Consider the following 17,635-nt stretch of genomic DNA (forward strand, 5'->3'; position numbering starts at 1 on the left):
TTACGCTTGGGCGCCCCCCTGCGCGGCTTTGCGGATGCGCACCGGTATCGACTTGTAGGAAGGCGTGCCGCATTCCTTGTCGATATAGTCCAGCGGAACCAGGACATTGGCCTCGGGATAGTAGGCCGCGACCGAACCTCGCGCGATGCTGTATTCAATCGCGGTAATGCCTGCCAGCCGCAGCGTCCGGTTCCGCGACACGGTTTCTATGTCCACCAGATCACCGTGTTCCAAGCCCTGCGCGGCCAGGTCTTCCGGATGCATGAAGAGCACGTCGCGGCGGCCGAAGACGCCGCGGTAGCGGTCGTCCAAGCCGTAGATCGTGGTGTTGTACTGGTCGTGGCTGCGTATGGTCACCAGCCGCAACACCTCGTCCGGCCAGGGCTCATAGCGCTCGCGCACGCCGGGGAACACCGAGAACATGGCCTTGCCGGTGGGCGTGTTCCACTTGCGCTCGGTCGGCGGCAAGGGCATGCGAAAGCCGCCGGGCACGCGGATGCGCGCGTTGTAATCGTCGAAGCCCGGAATCGTGCGCTCGATCAGGTCGCGGATGCGATCGTAGTTTTGCACCAGCCCCAGCCAGTCCACCTTGCTGTGGGGCAAGGTCGCCCGGGCCATGGCGGCGACGATGGCCGGTTCCGAGCGCAGCTCGGCGGATGCCGGCTTCAGCTTGCCCGCCGAGGCGTGGACCATGGACATCGAGTCCTCCACCGTCACTGATTGCGGGCCGTCGGCCTGGACGTCCAGCTCGGTGCGCCCCAGCACCGGCAACAGGAAGGTCTCGCGCCCAACCAGCAGGTGCGAGCGGTTGAGCTTGGTGCCCAGATGCACGCTCAGCGTCAGTTCCTTCATGGCCGCGAAACAGAGTTCGGGATCGGGCAAGGCCACGGCGAAGTTTCCGCCCAGGCAGATGAGCGCCCGGGCCGAGCCGTCGACCATCGCTTCCATGGCCTGCACCGCGTCATGGCCATGGCCCTGCGGCGGCGTGAAGCCGAACTCCGCTTCCAGCTTTGCCAGGAACTCCGGGCTGGGCTTTTCCGTGATGCCGACCGTGCGGTTGCCCTGCACATTGGAGTGACCGCGCAGCGGGCAGATGCCGGCGCCGGGCTTGCCGAAGTTGCCGCGCATGAGCAGCAGGTCGGCGATCAGCTTGACGTTGGCCGTGCCCGTGTTGTGCTGGGTGATCCCCATGCCGTAGGTGACGATGGTGGCGTTGGACTTGGCGTAGGCCTCGGCCACGTGCTCCAGGTCCGCGCGGTGCAGCCCGCTTTCGGTTTCGATGTCGGCCCAGGAGGTTGCCTCCAGGTCCGCGGCCAGCGCGTCAAAGCCCAATGTGTGTTGCGCGATGAACTGGCTATCCAGGACGTTCCCGCGCTGCGCTTCCAGCGCCAGCAGCGCCTTCATGATGCCCTTGAGCGCGGCCGCGTCGCCGCCCGCCCGGACCTGATAATAGGTCGAGGCGATATTGGTCGAGCTGAAGGTCGCCATTTCCACGATGCTCTGCGGATCCGCGAAGCGTTCCAGCGCGCGTTCGCGCAAGGGATTGAAGACGATGATGGGAACCTTGCGGCGCGCCAGTTCGTGCAGCGTGCCCATCATGCGCGGGTGATTGGTGCCGGGATTGTGGCCAATGGAGAGAATGAGCTCCGCATGGTCGAAGTCCTCCAGCGAGACCGTGCCCTTGCCGATGCCGATGGACTGCGGCAAGCCCACGCTGGTCGCCTCGTGGCACATGTTGGAACAGTCCGGGAAATTATTGGTGCCGAACTCGCGCGCAAACAGCTGAAACAGATAGGCCGCCTCGTTGGAGGCCCGTCCCGAGGTATAGAACTCGGCCTGGTCAGGCGCGTCCAGGCTGCGCAGCGCCTCGCCGATGCGTTCGAACGCGGCATCCCACGACACGGGAACGAATTTGTCGGTGGCCGCGTCGTAGGTCATCGGGTGAGTCAGGCGGCCGAAGTCCTCCAGTTCATAGTCCGACAGCGCCAGCAATGAAGACACCGTGCGCTGGGCGAAGAAATCCGGCGTCACGCGCTTGCTGGTCGCCTCCCAGGTGACCGCCTTGGCGCCGTTCTCGCAGAACTGGAACGTGGAACGGTGTTCCTTGTCCGGCCACGCACAGCCTGGACAATCGAAACCCGCGGGCTGGTTGGTGCGCAGCAGGACGACGGGCGCCTCCACCACTTCCATCTGTTGCCGCACGGCCTGGGCCGTCGCCTTCAATGCCCCCCAGCCGCCCGCCGGCCCGTCATAGGGACGGATGCCAGGTACTTCACGTCGTTGTTTCATGGCTGGTCTCCTTCAAGCGCCCAATTCCCGCCAGCATGCGGCAACGACAAGAATTGATCTAATTTTTCCTGTGAACCTTTTGATAATCCATGGTTATCAAGGCTTCGTCGCCAGCGATTGGTTGAGGACGGCTTCCAGGTCCAGCTGGCCGGCGATCTGCCAGGCGGCGTTCGACAAGGCAGGCGGCGTGTCGCGCCGCAGCCTGACCAGGCAGACGTCCTCGGCGTGCTCCGGAGTGATGGGGTGCGCCAGCAGCCCGGCCCCTTCGTACTGGGCGGGCAAGGCGCTCAGGGGCATGATGGAGAACGCCCGCCCGCTCTGGCATTCCGCCAGCAGCACGCGGATGTCGTTGCTTTGCAGCACCACGCGCGGCTTGGCTTCCACGCTCTCGAAACATTTGTTCAAGGTCTGGCGGTTCTGCATGTCCGGGCTGAGCAGGCAGAGCGGAAGCTCGCCCACTTCCGACCAATCCAGCTGGCGCGGCAAGGAGGCCTGCTCGTTCGCCACCAGCACGTAGCGCTCGGCGTACAGCGGCATCACGTCGAAATCGGCGCTATCGAGCACGGACCGCTCATAGAGGATGCCCAACTGGATTTCCTGGGCCTTCAGCCGGCGCAGGATTTCCGGCGTGCTGAGCGAGGTGACTTCCAGCGTCAGCTGCGGAAGGATCTCCCGGTACTGGGCGCTGAGCAGCGTCGCCGCATGGTTGGCAGTGGGAATCGCGCCTATCGCCAGGTGGCCTTGCGGCACGCTGCGCACCAGGTTGGCCTCCTGCCGCAGCCCCTCCAGCGAAGCCATCACCTGCCGCACCCACTGGATCACCCGTTCGCCTTCAGGGGTAATGCCTTCGAAGGTCCGGTTGCGCTTGACGATGGTGATTCCGAGTTCGCGCTCCAGTTCGCGGATGCCATTGGACAACGCCGGTTGCGAGACATGGCAGCTTTCCGCCGCCCGTCCGAAATGCCGGTACTTGTCCAGGGCCAGGAGATAGGAGAGCTGACGGATAAACATAGACATTCCTGCATTTCATCGTCCACGGTAACGATCTATTTTGCAGAAAATCCGGGCCATCTCAAAGACATCGCGCACGCCGCCGCCTTGACGCCCGAGCCGCCGCGCCGGCAGGTCTCTGAATGCCGCGGCAAAAGTAGTACGCTGGATTCAGCAGCGCCGGCGGCCCGCCGCCCGGCGTTGCGTGTCGGAGGAAAGCAGCTCATGACCGCCCCGATCCTGAGCCTGATGTCCGGAACCTGTTCAATGCTGCGCAAGCTGCGCCGCGCGGCGGCGCTGTTGGCGGCAGCGGCGCTCGTCGCGGGCGGCGCAGGCGCGCAGCCGGCCGGGGGCCAGCCGGCCGCCCTCTTGCTGACCCTGGACGGCATCGTCGGCCCCGCCACGGCGGACTACGTGATCCGCGGCCTGGCCGCCGCGCGTGAACAGAATGCCGCGGAGGTGGTGCTGCGCATCGATACGCCGGGCGGACTCGACGCTTCCATGCGCGACATCATCCGCGCGATCCTGGCCTCGCCCATTCCCGTGATTTCCTATGTGGCGCCCAACGGTGCGCGCGCCGCCAGCGCCGGCACCTATATTCTTTACGCCAGCCATGTCGCGGCCATGGCACCCGCGACGAACGTGGGCGCGGCGACCCCGATTCCGCTGGGCGGCTCCTCCAAGCCGGCAGAGCCGCCAGACAAGCAGCCGCCCCCAGGTCACGAGGGCAGTCCTGGACGAACCGGGCAAGATCCGGCCGAAGCCAAGGCGATCAACGACGCCGTGGCCTACATCCGCGCGCTGGCCGCGCTGCGCGGCCGCAATGCCGACTGGGCGGAACAGGCGGTGCGCGGCGCGGCCAGCCTCACGGCCGGCGAAGCGCACGCGCGTAATGTGATCGACCTGATCGCCGATGACCTGCCGGACCTGATGGCCAAGGCGGAAGGACGCAGCGTCCGTGTCGGCAACGGCATGCTAACCCTGCACACCAAAGACCTGCGAGTGCTGGCCAGAGACCCCGACTGGCGCACCCAGGTGCTCAGCGTCATCACGAATCCCAATCTGGCGCTGCTGCTGCTGATGGCCGGCATCTATGGACTGATCTTCGAATTCATGACTCCCGGCGCCCTGTTTCCGGGCATCTTCGGCGCCATCTGCCTGTTGGTCGGACTCTACGCCTTGTCGGCGCTGCCGCTGACCTATGCCGGGATCGCGCTGGTCCTGCTGGGCATCTCGCTGATGGTGGCGGAGATATTCGCGCCGACGCTGGGCGTCCTGGGCATTGGAGGCGCGGTGTCCTTCATCTTGGGCGCCCTCCTGCTCATCGACACCGATACGCCCGCCTTTGGCGTTTCCATTCCGCTGATGGCTGGCATCGCCGCGGCCAGCCTGGGAATGACCTTCCTGGTCGGCCGGCTGGCGCTGCGTTCGCGCCAGGCTCCCATCGTCAGCGGCGCCGAGTCGCTGATCGGCCAGCGCATCAAGGTGTTGAGCTGGGCGGACCGGCAGGGCTACGTGGCGGCCGCGGGCGAACGCTGGCGAGCGACAGGTCCGGCGGGCCTGGCTGCCGGCGATGCCGTCGTCATCACCGCCGTCCGCGGCGTGACCTTGCAGGTACGGGCGGACGCCGGCCCGCCGCCGTCGGGATGACGGCGTCCGCAACCTGAGCCCTCGAACCCTCCATGCGGAGCCTGCCATGTTGATGAACCTAGCCTTTTACGCCCCCATCCTGGCGCTGGCTGTCGCGCTGTTCGCCCTGTCAGTCCGCATCCTGCGCGAGTATGAGCGCGGTGTGATCTTTACCTTGGGACGCTTTACCGGCGTCAAGGGTCCCGGATTGATCCTGCTGATCCCGCTGGTCCAGCAGATGGTAAGAGTCGACCAGCGCACCGAGGTCTTCGACGTTCCCAGCCAGGACGCCATCTCGCGAGACAACGTGTCCGTCAAAGTGAACGCCGTCATCTACTTCCGCGTGATCGATCCCGAGCGTTCCGTGATCCAGGTCGAGAACTTTCGCCAGGCAACCAGCGAACTGGCGCAGACGACGCTGCGCTCCGTGCTGGGCAAACACGACCTGGATGAACTGCTTTCGGAGCGCGACAAGGTCAACAGCGCAGTGCAGGAAATCCTCGACGCGCAGACCGACGCCTGGGGCATCAAGGTGGCGAACGTGGAGATCAAGCACATCGACCTGAACGAAGGCATGGTCCGCGTCATCGCGCGCCAGGCCGAGGCGGAACGCGAACGGCGCGCCAAGATCATCCATGCCGAAGGCGAACAACAGGCCGCGCAGATGCTGCTGAACGCAGCCCGCACCCTGTCGGAGCAGCCGGAGGCGATGCAGCTGCGCTATCTAAGCACGCTGGCCATGATAGGCGCGCAGAACAGCTCGACCATCGTCTTCCCCTTCCCCGTGGAACTGGGCCGCCTGCTCCAGGGGCTGGCGGGCAAAGGCCAGGAACCGCCCGCGGCCGCCGCCAGCCAGGCGGACCCGGGGACTCGCTAGGCCGCCGCCTTGTTCTCCTCTTGCAGCTGCCGCCACAGGATCTTGCCCGAGCTGGACTTGGGCAAAGTCTCCACGAACTCGACGATGCGTGGCGCCTTGTACGCGGCCATGCGAGTCCGCGCCCAGGCGATCACCTCTTCCGCGCGCACGCTGCCTCGCGCCTCGTCGCGCAAGACCAGCAGGGCCTTCACCGTTTCACCGCGGCTGGCGTCCGGCACGCCGATCACGCAAGCCTCGTGCACCGCGGGGTGCCCGTACAGCGTGTTCTCCACCTCCGCCGGCCAGACCTTGTAGCCGGACACATTGATCATGCGCTTCAAGCGGTCGGTCACGTAGAAGTAGCCTTCGTCGTCCACCCGGCCCAGGTCGCCGGTACGGAAGTAGCGCTGCCCGTCCAGCATGAAGAAGGCTTCGTCGTCGGCCTGCGGATTGTTCCAGTACCCCAGCATGACCTGCGCGCCGCGCGTCACGAGTTCGCCGGTTTCGCCTTGGGGCAGTTCAGCCAGCGTGGCCGGGTCCACGATCCGCGTGTCCACGCCGAAGGTGGGGACGCCTATGCATTGGCGCTTGTTGCGGTCCAGCGGATTGCAGTGCAGGAACGATGCGGTTTCCGTCAGGCCGTATGCCTCGTTGTAGGTAATGCCGTAGCGGCTGGCCAGCATGCCCGCGACCGCCTCGGGCATGGGAGCTCCGCCGCCGCACAGCTGCGCCAGGCTGGAGAGGTCCAGCTTTTCGATGCCGGGTTGCGCGAAGAAATCCACGACCATCGCCGGCGGCGCGGCCCAGACGCTGACGCGATGACGCGCCATCAGCCGCCCGGCCGCTTCGCGGTCCCAGCGCGGCAGCACCACCACCGTGGCGCCCAGCAAGATGGGCGTGTTCATGCCGCTCTGCATGCCCAGCAGATGGAACATCGGCGCCACGCCCATGATGACCGCCTCGGAGGTCAGGCCGCGCCATAGCTGCGAGCCGGCCAGGGATGCGTTCATGGTGCCGTGGGTGTGGCGGCAGCCCTTGGGCCGGCCGGTGGTGCCCGAGGTGTAGGGCAACAGGCAGAGGTCCTTCGCCCCCGCCCGGTGCGGCGACGGCTGAGCGTTGACCGCCATCGCGCCGTACCAAGGCACGCCGCCGCGCACATCAGGTGCGCGCCGGGGCGCGGCGACCCAGTCGGGCGCGTCAGGAGCCGGGCCCTGCAAGTAGTCCGAATAGGTGTGGACGATGACGCGCTCCAGGCGTCCGTCAGCGGCGAAGCCGTCCAGCCGCGCGCACAGTTCCTGGGCCGCGAAGGCCACTCGTGCGCCGCTGTCCGCCAGGTAATGCGCCAGCTCGTCCGGCGTGCTCATCGCGTTGACCGGCACCACCACCGCATCGGCGCGCAGGATCGCGTAGTACGCGATGACGAACTGCGGACAGTTCTGGCTCAGCAACAGGACGCGGTCGCCCGCCTTCACGCCCGCGCTGTGCTGCAGGTAGCCGGCCATGGCATCGACCTCGCGCTTTAAGCGCGCGTAGTCGAGCACGGTGTCGTAGAACACGATGGCGGCCTTGCCCGGATAGCGCGCGGCGGACGCCTCCAGGTTGAAGTACAGGCTGGACTGCGGCGGGCTGATCTCCTTCGGCAACCCCTTGGGCCAGTACCGATAATGCGCTTGGTGCATCTTGTCTCCTCATCGTTGTTCTGACTGTCTGCCATGCGCTTCAGGCGGTCATGGCGCGCGCGATGATTTCCTTCATGATCTCGTTGGAGCCGCCGTAGATCTTGCCGACCCGCGCATCCGCGTACATCCTGGCTATCGGGTATTCAAGCATGTAGCCGTAGCCACCGTGCAATTGCAGGCACTCGTCGATCACCTGGCAGTTCATCTGCGTGGTCCACCACTTGGCCATGGCTGCGGTGGACAGATCCAGCGTGCCGGCCAGCTGGCGTTCGATGCAATCGTCGACGAAACGCGCCGCAATGGTGGCGACCGTCTCGCACTCGGCCAGCGTGAAGCGCGTGTTCTGGAGTTCGATGAGCGCCTGGCCGAAGACCTGCCGGGCGCTGGCGTAGGCCACGGTTTCCTCGATGGCGCGACGCATGGTGGCCACGGCGCCCACCGCGATCAGCAGCCGTTCGCGCGGCAGTTGCTGCATGAGCTGTGCAAAGCCGCGGCCCTCGACGCCGCCCAGGAGGCAGTCCTCGCCCACGCGCGCACCGTCGAAGAACAGCTCCGCCGTGTCCAGGCTTTTCTGACCCAGCTTCTCCAGCAGCCGCCCGCGCCTGAAGCCTGGCAGGCCTTGCGTTTCCACCATGATCAGCGACACGCCCCTGGCTCCGGCCTGGGTATCGGTCTTGGCGACCACGCAGACCAGGTCCGCGTGCAAGCCGTTGGTGATGAAGGTCTTGGATCCGTTGAGCACGTATTCACCACCGTCCTTGGCGGCGGTGGTGCGCACGCTCTTCAGGTCGGACCCCGCTCCCGGTTCACTCATGGCGATGGCGCCCACCAGTTCACCCGTGGCCATGCGCGGCAGCCAGCGACGCTTCTGCTCTTCCGTGCCGTAGTTCAGGATGTAATGCGCCAGGATGGCGCTGTGCACGTTGTTGCTGAAGCCATGCACCATGGCGCGCGCCTGTTCCGCCGCCACGATGGCCTCGTGGGCGAAGCTGCCTCCGCCTCCGCCATAGGCTTCGGGCATGCTCACGCATAACAGGCCCAGACGGCCGGCCTTGTTCCAGACCTCGCGGTCCGCGTGCTGCTGCTTGCGCCAGCGTTCTTCGTCGGGCACAAACTCCCTTTCGAAAAGACGCCGCGTCGAATCCTGGAACAGTGTCAGGTCTGCGTCCATCCAGCCTTGCCGTGGCGTGTCCATTGCGCTCCCCCTTTCAAGGACGGCCGCCGCCGACGACCAGGACCTGGCCGCTGACGTAGTTGGACTCGGGCAGGCAGAAAAGGTACACCGCACCCGCGGCTTCCGCCGGCGTGCCGGCTCGGCCGATGGGGATCAGGCTTTCGGCGTTCTTCAGCACTTGCGGATTGACGCCCACCTTGATCTGCCGGCCTTCGATGTCCAGCGTGGCATCGCCGTCGGCCGGCGCTTCGGTCAGGCGCGTCTTGATCAGCCCGAAGGCCACGCTGTTGACGTTTACCTTGTAGCGGCCCCATTCCTTGGCCAATGCGCGCGTCAGGCCGTTGATGCCCGCCTTGGCCGCCGAATAGTTGGCCTGCCCGGCGTTGCCCATGACGCCGGAAGTCGACGAGATGTTCACGACCTTGCGAAACACTTCCCTGCCTTGCTCCGCCTCGGCCTTGGCCGCCACCCGGATGAAACCGGAGGCCGCCCGCAGGATGCGGAACGGCGCGGACAGGTGCACCGCCAGGATCGCGTCCCATTGTTCGTCCGTCATCTTCTGGATCACGTTGTCCCAGGTGTAGCCGGCATTGTTGACGATGATGTCCAGGCCGCCATAGGTATTCACGGCGGTGCCGACGAAACGTTCGGCGAAGCCCGCTTCGATCACGCTGCCCGCGCAGGCCTGCGCCTGGCCTCCCGCCCTGCGGATCAGCGCCACGGTTTCTTCCGCCGGCCCCGCGTCCAGATCGTTCACCACCACGCTGGCGCCTTCGCGCGCAAGCTTCAGCGCGATCTCCTGCCCGATCCCGCGCCCCGCGCCCGAGACCAGCGCGACCTTGCCTTCCAATGTGCCCATCGTTATCTCCTTTCCTGGGTTACTGAATTGCCAGCACCGCCACGCCGCTCAGGCGCAGTTCGCCGGTCTGGCTGCGCGCATGCAGTTCCACCCGCAAGCGGGTTTCTCCCTGCGCTTCAAAGCGTTCCACGACGCTGCCGGAACAGCGGACCTCATCGCCCACGTGCGTGATCGCCACGAAGCGCACGGCATACTCGCGCAGCGCCGATTGCGGCGCCCAGTTCGTCAGCAGCCGGGCCAGATAGGCGGCCGACAGCATGCCGTGGGCGAAGACGTCGTCCATGCCCGCGGCTCGCGCGAAATCCAGGTTCACGTGTATCGGGTTGTGGTCACCCGAAGCGCCGCAATACAGCGCCAGCCCCAATCGGCTGACCGGCCCCGCGGTAAAGCCGGGCAGCTGGTCGCCGGCCTTGGCGTCATGATTCATGGCCGCAGTCATTCCCGTCTCCTAGGTGTTGCGCACGACGGTCGTCGCGCGCAGTTCGGCGACCAGGCGCCCGGCGGCGTCGGTCACCCGGGTTTCCCGGACGACGAACTCCAGCGCGCCGCCTTTCTTGGCGTAGATGTCGGCGATGCGCGGCTCGAAGCGCAATTCGTCGCCTGCGTACGCCATGGCGTGGTAGACGAAGGCCTGTTCGCCGTGCAGCACCCGCGCGATGTCTATGCCCAGCAGTTCACGCATGGCGGCGGGCCGTGGGCTGTCCATTTCCAGGCAGAAGAAGAAGGTCGGCGGCACCGGCAGTCCCGGGTAGCCGGCCGCCAGCGCGGCGGCCTCGTCGGTATAGACCGGATCGTCCTGGCCGGTGGCCTTGGCAAAGAAGCGCAGGCGGCCCGCCTCCACGCTAGCGCTGAACGCGGGCAGGGCGGCGCCGATATGGCTGGTGTCGAGCATTGCGTTCCCCTCAGGCCGCCTGGTACAGCGTCACCACGCAGGCGCCGCCCAGTCCCAGGTTGTGCTGCAGCGCCAGCCTGGCGCCTTCGACCTGGCGCAAGTCCGCCTGGCCTCGCAGCTGCCACACCAGCTCGGTGCATTGCGCCAAGCCGGTCGCGCCCAGAGGGTGGCCCTTGGACAGCAGCCCGCCGGACGGATTGGTCACGACCTTGCCGCCGTAGGTGTTGTCGCCTTCCAGGATGAACTTCTCGGCGCCGCCCTCGGGTGTCAGGCGCAGGCCTTCGTAGGTGATCAGCTCGTTGGCGGTGAAGCAGTCGTGCAGTTCGACCACGTCCACGTCGTCAGGACCGATACCGGCGGCCTCATAGACTTGGTCGGCCGCGGCTCGCGTCATGTCAAAGCCCACTACTTTGCGCATGTCGCCAGCGCCGAAGGTGGACGGCGTGTCCGTCGTCATGGCCTGCGCGGCAATGCTGACGGCGGGCGCCAGCCGGTGGCGGCGCGCAAACTCGTCCGAGCACAGAATGGCGGCCGCCGCGCCGCAGGTCGGCGGGCAGCATTGCAGGCGCGTCAGCGGATCGAAGATCATGGGCGCGGCCAGCACCTCGTCCAGCGTGACCGGCTGGCGGAACACCGCGTAAGGATTGCGCGCGGCATGCTGGCGCGCCTTGACCGCGATACGGGCGAAGAGGTCGGCGCCGACGCCGTGCTCCTTCATGTAGTCGCGGCCCGCGCCGCCGAAGAACTGGGCGGCGCGCGGCTTGGCCGTGTCATAGCCCTGCATTTCGCTCATCGCCGAGACGAAATCCTGCAGAGGCGACGGGCGGTCTTCGTACACGCCTTTCAGCGCGCCAGGCACCATCTGTTCGAAGCCCACCGCCAGCGCGCACTCCACGGCCCCGCTTTCCACCGCCTGCCGCGCCAGGAACAGGGCCGACGAACCGCTTGCGCAATTGTTGTTGACGTTGAACACCGGAATGCCGCTGAGCCCCACGCCGTAGACCACCGCCTGGCCAGCGGTCGAATCGCCGTAGACATAGCCCGCGTAGGCCTGCTGGACCGCGTCGTATTGCAGTCCGGCGTCCCGCAGAGCCTGGCGCACGGCGCTGGCGCCCATCACGGTATATGCCTCGCTGGCGCCGGGCTTGCTGAAGGGAATCATGCCGACTCCCGCCACCCATACTTTCCGATTCATGTCTGACTCTCCTGATGAGCGGGCGCGGCGACAGCCGCGCGCCTGGATTCATGGTCTTGCCTCAGCACGGACTTCAGCACCTTGCCGGCGGCTGACATGGGCAATTCGCTGAGGAACTCGTAGGTCTTGGGGCACTTGTAGGCGGCAAGCTGCAGGCGGCAATGCCTGTCCAGAGCGTCGGCGTCGGCCGCCATGCCCGGACGCGGTACGACTACCGCGTGCACCGCCTCGCCCCACCGCGCATGCGTCACGCCGATGACCGCGCAGCGCGCCACTAGCGCGTGGCGGGCCAACACGCCTTCCACTTCAGCGCCGTAAACGTTTTCGCCACCGCTGACGATCATGTCCTTGAGGCGGTCAACGATATACAGGTATCCGTCCTCGTCCTGGCGGGCCGCGTCGCCTGTCAGCAGCCAGCCCCGGTCGAATGCACGGCGCGTTTCTTCGGGCCGGTTCCAGTAACCCTGCATCACCATGGGTCCGCGCACCAACAACTCGCCGACCGCGCCGGGCGCCGCCTCGCTGCCGTCGGGCGCGAGAATGCGCGTCTCCACGCCTACCGCAGGCGGTCCCGCCGATTCGGTGCGCGCGCCGCCCTGGCGCACGTCTGCATTGATGGCGACCGTGGCGGCGGTTTCGGTCATGCCGTAGGCATGGACGAACTCCGCTTGCGGAAAGGCCGCCAGCGCCCGGTCGAGCAAAGCCCGGGAAATCGGCGAGGCGCCCCAGATCACGCGCCTCACGCCGTCCAGCCTGTACTGCGCGAACCCGGGTTCGTCCAGCAGCATCTGGATCATGCTGGGCACCAGCAGTACTTCGGTTACGCCGTCGTCCTGCAGGGCCTGCAATACCGCTCGGGGCTGGAAGCCGCGCTGGACCGCCACCGATGCGCCCGCGACAAACTGTCCGATCAATCGTCCCAAGCCGGCAACATGAAACAGCGGTGCGACCAGCAAGGTGCGGCTGTCGGGCGGCGTGGGGACCGTAGCCATCCTGGCCACCGCAGCGCTCCAGAGATTCGCGTGTGTCAGCATGGCGCCCTTGGGCGCGCCGGTCGTGCCGCCGGTAAAGAGAATCGCGGCCAGCGCGTCGCCGCCCGCACGGATATCCTCCAGCGGCGCAGCCGCGGCGGCGTGCGCTTCCAGCACGTCGGCGGACAGCGGCGCCGTGCTGGCGGGAATGTCCACATCGGCCATGCGTGGCGCCATGGTCTCGTCCACCAACAGCAGGCGCGGACTGCAGTCGGCCAGTGCCTGCGCAAGCTCTGGGCTGCTCCAGCGTGTGTTCAAAGGCAGCACGGCCGCTCCCAGCCACCAGCACGCCAGGATCCACGACACATAGTCTGCGCCGTTGGCGCCCCAGAACGCCACGCGATCGCCCTGCAGTACGCCATGGCCGCGCAGCACGGCGGCCTTGCGTGCGGTCCAATCGATGAGCGCCGCGTAAGTCCAGCGCCGTACGTCTTCGCATAGCGCGATCTTGCCGGGGTGCAGCCGGCCTGCGCGATGCAGGCCTTGTGTCAGATACATGGTGCTCGTCTCCTGCGGCGCCGTGCTCCTTGCGCGGAGCAGCGTGCGTTCGTCCTCGAGCCCCTAGCTTCCCCCTTGGGGCAGGATCGCGGCAATGGCCGCAGGCGTCAAACCGATAGGCCAAAAGTGTCAGCGGCTTGCCGGCCTTCGGGGCCGCAGACCAGGCGGTTGCGGCGGTATTCTCCCGGCGACACGCCGGTCCATTTCTTGAAGGCGCGGTGGAAGGTGCTGGGTTCGGAAAAACCAAGGCGCTCGGCGATGTCCATCAGGGATAGATCGTGGCGACCCAGGTATTCGACCGCGGCATCGCGCCGCAAATCATCCTTCAGGGCCTGGAAGCCCTGCCCCTCTTCACGCAAGTGCCGCCGCAGCGTCTGCGGCGTCATTGCCAGTTGCGCGCTGACCTGAATAAGCGACGGCAACTCCTTGGACAGATCGTTGCGCAACAGGCGGCGGATGCGATCGGTCAGGGTGGTGCGGTCCTGGTACTTCACCAACAGGTCGAACGGCGCATTGGCCAGAAACGGCTTTAGCGTCTGTTCGTTCTGCACCACCGGCAAGGCCAGCCAACGCGACTCCAGCCACAGGCCCGTCACCGGCTGGCCATAGCGCACCGGTGCATAGAACAGCCTGTGCGCATCGGCGCTGCGCGCGCCGCTGCTGTAGTCCACGCCCAGAATGGGAATGCGCCGCGCCGCCAGCCAATTGGCCACGCCAAGCGTGAAGAACAGAAAGGAGCGTTCACCATACCAGCGCGCACAGCTGCTGGGCGCGCGCGAGTCGAGCACGATGCGCGCGCGCTCGCCGCTCACGCACAGGCGGGCGGTGAAATCCCGCAGCACGCCGTGGTAGTAGCGGAACGCCGCGCGCAGCGCCTGCCCGACCTTGTCTTCCTGCAAGGCAAGCCGGCAGGCATGGTCGAACGCCCCCATGGGAACCGGATGCTGGCCCATGCCCAGGAAGTCGTCGCGGGTGGCCCGGCGCAGCGTCCGCATTATCTGTGCGAGCTGCGCCTGCGATACCCGCGCCATCGGCGCCTGCAACAGGGACGGCGGCACGCCGGCGCGCGTCAGGACCCGGTCCACGTCCACCCCCCGGCTGCGCGCGCCTTGCAGGATTTGGGCGATATGTCCCACGGCAATGGTGTGATGGGTCATGAGGATATCCAGCGGCTGGCGTACGCCGATGGATCGATGGTAGCCAAAGCCTGCGCGCGCAGGAATGGCTGGCGTGAGCATTCTCGCCAAGCGCAATCAGCGAATCCGCCATTGGTCGGCCGGAAAGCCGCGCCTAGACTGGCGCGAGCCCCAGGCGGGCATGCCACTTCGTATTTACGGGAGTCCCTCTTTGGATACACCGAACACCGCTCCGCTCGCGGGCGTCAGGATCCTGGACCTTTCGCGGCTGCTGCCCGGTCCGCTGGGCGCGCAATACCTGGCCGACCTGGGAGCCGACGTCATCAAGATCGAGGATACGCAGGCGGGCGATTATGCGCCGCCGCCCCTGCGCGCCATCTGCAACCGCAACAAGCGCGGGCTGCGGCTGGATCTCAAACATCCCGAGGGACAGGCAGCGCTGGCGGCGCTGGCGCGCGGCGCGGACGTGGTGATCGAGAGTTTCCGTCCGGGCGTGGCCGCGCGGCTGCAGGCCGACTACGCCACCCTGGCGCGCCACAATCCCCGGCTGGTCTACTGCAGCATCACCGGCTACGGCCAGGATGGCCCGCAGCGCGACGCGGCGGGCCACGATCTGAACTACGCGGCCTGCGCCGGAGTCGCCGATCAGATGGGCTGCGGGCCCGATCTGCCGGCGCTGTCGAACCTGCCCGTGGCCGACATCCTTGGAGGCTCGCTTACGGCGGTAATGGGCATCCTGGCCGCGCTGTACGACGCCCAGCGCAGCGGGCGCGGACGGTACATCGATATCGCCATTGCCGACGGCCTGCTGGCTGGCGCCGTCGTGCCGCTGGCCACGCTCAATGCCCGCGGCGACACGCGGCCGGCGGGCGCCGATACCCTGTCCGGCGGACTGGCCTGCTATGGCCAGTACCGCGCCGCGGACGGACGCTATTTGGCGGTCGCCGCGCTGGAATTGAAATTCTGGGAAACGCTGTGCCGGCGGCTGGATCGTCCCGATCTGGCGCCGCTGCACCGCAACGGCGACGCGGCGCAGCAGGCGCGCGTGCGCCGCGAATTGCAGCAGATCTTCGGATCGCGCCCGCTGGCGCATTGGCTGGAACTGTTTGAAGGCGCCGACTGCTGCGTGTCGCCCGTGCTCAAACTGGCGGAAGGCCTGACGCATCCGCAGTTCGTCGCCCGCGGCATGTCGCTGCAGACCGAGCACCCGGTCTATGGCCGCAACACCCATGTGGCCAGCCCGGTGAAGATGTCGGGCTTCCAGTTCGCCATACATCGCCAGGCCCCGCTGCCCGGCGAACACACCGATCAGATCCTGCGCGAGGCCGGCTACAGCGAGCCGGACGTCGCCAGCCTGATCGGGCGCGGCATTGCGCTGTAGGCACATACGGCCAGCCCCGCCCGCCCCCCAAGCGACCATAACCAGGACGGAGACAATCATGAACGATCCTCATCGCAGCCTTCCCTCGCCCCTGCGCCGCAGCCTGCTCAAGCTGGGCGCGGCCCTGCCCGCCACGCTGGCCTTGCCGCGTCCGGCCAGCGCCACGGGCTTTCCGGCCCGCCCTGTCACGCTCATCGTGCCATTTCCGGCTGGCGGCGCGACCGATACGCAGATGCGCGCGCTGGCGATCGCGGCCTCGCGCGAACTGGGCCAGACGGTCGTCATCGCCAACCGGCCGGGCGCGGGCGGCACACTGGGCCCGGCAGCCATGGCGCAGACCGCCGCACCCGACGGCTATACGGTGTCGGTGGTGGTCGGCACCTTGTTCCGCTACCCCTTTCTGCAGCAGGTCAATTACGACCCGCTCAAGGACTTCACCTACGTCGCCTGCATGACCGCCTATTCCTACGCCATCGTGGTACGCGAGGACGCGCCCTGGCGCACGCTGGACGAGCTGATCGCGGACGCGCGCGCCCATCCCGACAAGATCAGCTACGGCGGCACCGGCACCGGCGGCTCCGGGCGCATCGCGATCGAACGCCTGTCGCGGCTGACGAACACGCGCTTCAATTTCATCCCCTACAAGGGCGCGGCCGAAGAGACCACCGCGCTGCTGGGCGGCCATATCCAGATGATCTCGGACGCGGGTTGGGGGCCGATGATAGACACCGGCAAAGCCCGCTTGCTGGCGGTGCTGGGCGAAGCCCGCGCCAAGCGCGTGCCGGACGCGCCCACGCTGACGGAACTGGGCTATCCCATCGTCGCGGCCAATCCGGTCGGCATCGCCGGACCGAAGGGCATGGATCCCGAGGTCACACGCATCCTGCAGCAAGCCTTCCACCGCGCGTCCCGCGATCCGGAGTACAACCGCGCGCTGGAAACCGCCGACCAGCCCCACATGCTGATGGACAGCGCCGCCTACACCGACTTCGCAGTCCGCCAAGTCGCGGAAGAAAGGAAATTCGTTGCCGAGCTGGGCCTGAAGAACTAGCCGCGCCTTCAGCCTGCGGGACTCAGCATGGAGTCGCGCAGGCGCAGCACCGACGCGCAGGACGTGTCGCGATGCGTCACCAGCGACAGGGACAGCGCATCGTGCGCGTCGGCGTCGGTCAGCGGCACGAAGGCAACGTGCGGGGTCGAATACGCGCGCGTCACGCCCGGCACCAGCGCCAGGCCCATGCCGCTGGCGACCAGGCTGATCAGCGTCTGCACCTGTATCGCCTCCTGGCTGATGCGCGGCGAAAACCCGGCCTTGAGGCATAGCGCCTGCGCCACGCCGTGCAGGCCCGGCACTTTCAGGGGCGAATACAGCACGAAGTTCTCGGCGCGGGCGCGCTCCAGGCTGACCGGCCCGCCCGCGGCCAGCGGATGCCCCGCCGGCACGGCCAGGATGAGGTCGTCGCGCTCCACCACCCAGGAGTCCAGCGCCGCGTCTTCCGCCAGCGGACCGCGCACCAGGCCTGCATCGATATCGTTGGCGCGCAGCATCGCGACCAGGCCGACCGTGCTGTCCTCGCGCAGGTCCAGTTGCACGTCCGGATACTGCGCGCGAAAGACCGGCAGGCAACGCGGCAGCAGCATGTAGGTAGCCGAGCCCACGAATCCCAGCCGCAGCGTACCCCACTCGCCCAGCGCCACGCGGCGGGCAGCCTGGCGCGCCTGGTCGGCGTGGAACAGCGCGCGGCGGGCGTCCGCCATCAGCGCCTGGCCCGCAGGCGTCGGCGTCACGCCCTTGGGGCCCCGCACCAGCAGCGGCGCGCCCACCGCGTGTTCCAGTTTCTGGATCGAGACCGACAGCGCCGGCTGCGCAATATGCAGCGTGTCCGCGGCGCGCCGATAGCTGCCCAGCTCCGCGATGGTGACGAACTGCCGGAGCTGCCGCAAATCGATAGCCATAATAAATTCCATATCGCCCAATACCGACGCCATATTAGACGTGTATGCCGACGGCCGATAGGATTTCCAC

Annotated in this window: 15 protein-coding genes; 4 read left to right on the forward strand and 11 right to left on the reverse strand. The window is 67.2% G+C overall.

Translation table 11 applies throughout. The features are described 5' to 3' along the window. A complete protein-coding gene (locus ACZ5YA_RS12465; protein WP_118934984.1) occupies positions 1-2,289 on the reverse strand; it encodes an FdhF/YdeP family oxidoreductase in 2,289 nt (762 codons plus the stop codon). A gap of 96 nt (positions 2,290-2,385) precedes the next feature. Next, positions 2,386-3,306, reverse strand: a complete 921-nt coding sequence (locus tag ACZ5YA_RS12470; RefSeq protein WP_251881288.1) for a LysR family transcriptional regulator — start codon at positions 3,304-3,306, stop codon at positions 2,386-2,388. Positions 3,307-3,504: 198 nt separating this feature from the next. Here ACZ5YA_RS12470 and ACZ5YA_RS12475 point away from each other — a divergent pair, with 198 nt between their 5' ends. Together ACZ5YA_RS12475 and ACZ5YA_RS12480 are read left to right on the forward strand one after the other, a co-directional pair. After that, positions 3,505-4,929 (forward strand): NfeD family protein, encoded by a 1,425-nt coding sequence (locus tag ACZ5YA_RS12475; protein WP_464092618.1) that lies wholly within the window; start codon positions 3,505-3,507, stop codon positions 4,927-4,929. A gap of 46 nt (positions 4,930-4,975) precedes the next feature. After that, positions 4,976-5,785: a slipin family protein gene (locus ACZ5YA_RS12480; RefSeq protein ID WP_059371768.1), complete on the forward strand. Its 810-nt coding sequence runs from the start codon at positions 4,976-4,978 to the stop codon at positions 5,783-5,785. Here ACZ5YA_RS12480 and ACZ5YA_RS12485 read toward each other — a convergent pair. The 8 genes from ACZ5YA_RS12485 to ACZ5YA_RS12520 all read right to left on the reverse strand — a co-directional run bounded on the left by ACZ5YA_RS12485 (position 5,782) and on the right by ACZ5YA_RS12520 (position 14,249). Further along, on the reverse strand, positions 5,782-7,443 hold the full coding sequence (locus tag ACZ5YA_RS12485; RefSeq protein ID WP_464092619.1) for a long-chain fatty acid--CoA ligase: 1,662 nt from the start codon (positions 7,441-7,443) through the stop codon (positions 5,782-5,784). The genes ACZ5YA_RS12480 and ACZ5YA_RS12485 overlap by 4 nt on opposite strands. A gap of 40 nt (positions 7,444-7,483) precedes the next feature. Further along, the gene (locus ACZ5YA_RS12490; RefSeq protein WP_464092620.1) at positions 7,484-8,638 is read right to left on the reverse strand and encodes an acyl-CoA dehydrogenase family protein; all 1,155 of its coding nucleotides are present in this window, start codon (positions 8,636-8,638) and stop codon (positions 7,484-7,486) included. A gap of 13 nt (positions 8,639-8,651) precedes the next feature. Further along, positions 8,652-9,476 (reverse strand): SDR family NAD(P)-dependent oxidoreductase, encoded by an 825-nt coding sequence (locus tag ACZ5YA_RS12495; protein ID WP_059372763.1) that lies wholly within the window; start codon positions 9,474-9,476, stop codon positions 8,652-8,654. A 19-nt stretch (positions 9,477-9,495) separates the two neighbouring features. Continuing rightward, positions 9,496-9,915 carry a MaoC family dehydratase gene (locus ACZ5YA_RS12500; RefSeq protein WP_464092621.1) on the reverse strand — a complete coding sequence of 140 codons (420 nt, stop codon included), beginning with the start codon at positions 9,913-9,915 and terminating at the stop codon, positions 9,496-9,498. A 9-nt stretch (positions 9,916-9,924) separates the two neighbouring features. Next, the gene (locus tag ACZ5YA_RS12505; protein ID WP_464092622.1) at positions 9,925-10,368 is read right to left on the reverse strand and encodes a MaoC family dehydratase N-terminal domain-containing protein; all 444 of its coding nucleotides are present in this window, start codon (positions 10,366-10,368) and stop codon (positions 9,925-9,927) included. A 10-nt stretch (positions 10,369-10,378) separates the two neighbouring features. After that, complete coding sequence (locus tag ACZ5YA_RS12510; RefSeq protein WP_059371763.1) at positions 10,379-11,563, reverse strand: lipid-transfer protein; 1,185 nt, start codon at positions 11,561-11,563, stop codon at positions 10,379-10,381. Next, on the reverse strand, positions 11,560-13,092 hold the full coding sequence (locus tag ACZ5YA_RS12515) for a class I adenylate-forming enzyme family protein (protein ID WP_464092623.1): 1,533 nt from the start codon (positions 13,090-13,092) through the stop codon (positions 11,560-11,562). Before ACZ5YA_RS12515 ends, ACZ5YA_RS12510 begins: the two co-directional genes overlap by 4 nt. Before the next feature lie 107 nt (positions 13,093-13,199). Then, positions 13,200-14,249, reverse strand: coding sequence for an AraC family transcriptional regulator (locus tag ACZ5YA_RS12520; protein WP_059371761.1), 1,050 nt, complete (start codon positions 14,247-14,249; stop codon positions 13,200-13,202). Between the two features lie 190 nt (positions 14,250-14,439). On the opposite strand from ACZ5YA_RS12520, the gene ACZ5YA_RS12525 reads away from it, so the two are divergent. Next, positions 14,440-15,609, forward strand: a complete 1,170-nt coding sequence (locus tag ACZ5YA_RS12525; RefSeq protein WP_187524035.1) for a CaiB/BaiF CoA transferase family protein — start codon at positions 14,440-14,442, stop codon at positions 15,607-15,609. A gap of 58 nt (positions 15,610-15,667) precedes the next feature. Then, a complete protein-coding gene (locus ACZ5YA_RS12530; RefSeq protein WP_059371760.1) occupies positions 15,668-16,660 on the forward strand; it encodes a Bug family tripartite tricarboxylate transporter substrate binding protein in 993 nt (330 codons plus the stop codon). An 8-nt stretch (positions 16,661-16,668) separates the two neighbouring features. Here the strand turns inward: ACZ5YA_RS12530 and ACZ5YA_RS12535 are convergent, their stop codons facing one another. After that, positions 16,669-17,565 (reverse strand): LysR family transcriptional regulator, encoded by an 897-nt coding sequence (locus tag ACZ5YA_RS12535; RefSeq protein WP_251881277.1) that lies wholly within the window; start codon positions 17,563-17,565, stop codon positions 16,669-16,671. Between the last annotated feature and the right edge of the window lie 70 nt (positions 17,566-17,635).

This window comes from Achromobacter sp. JCM 18799 (genome assembly GCF_055395645.1).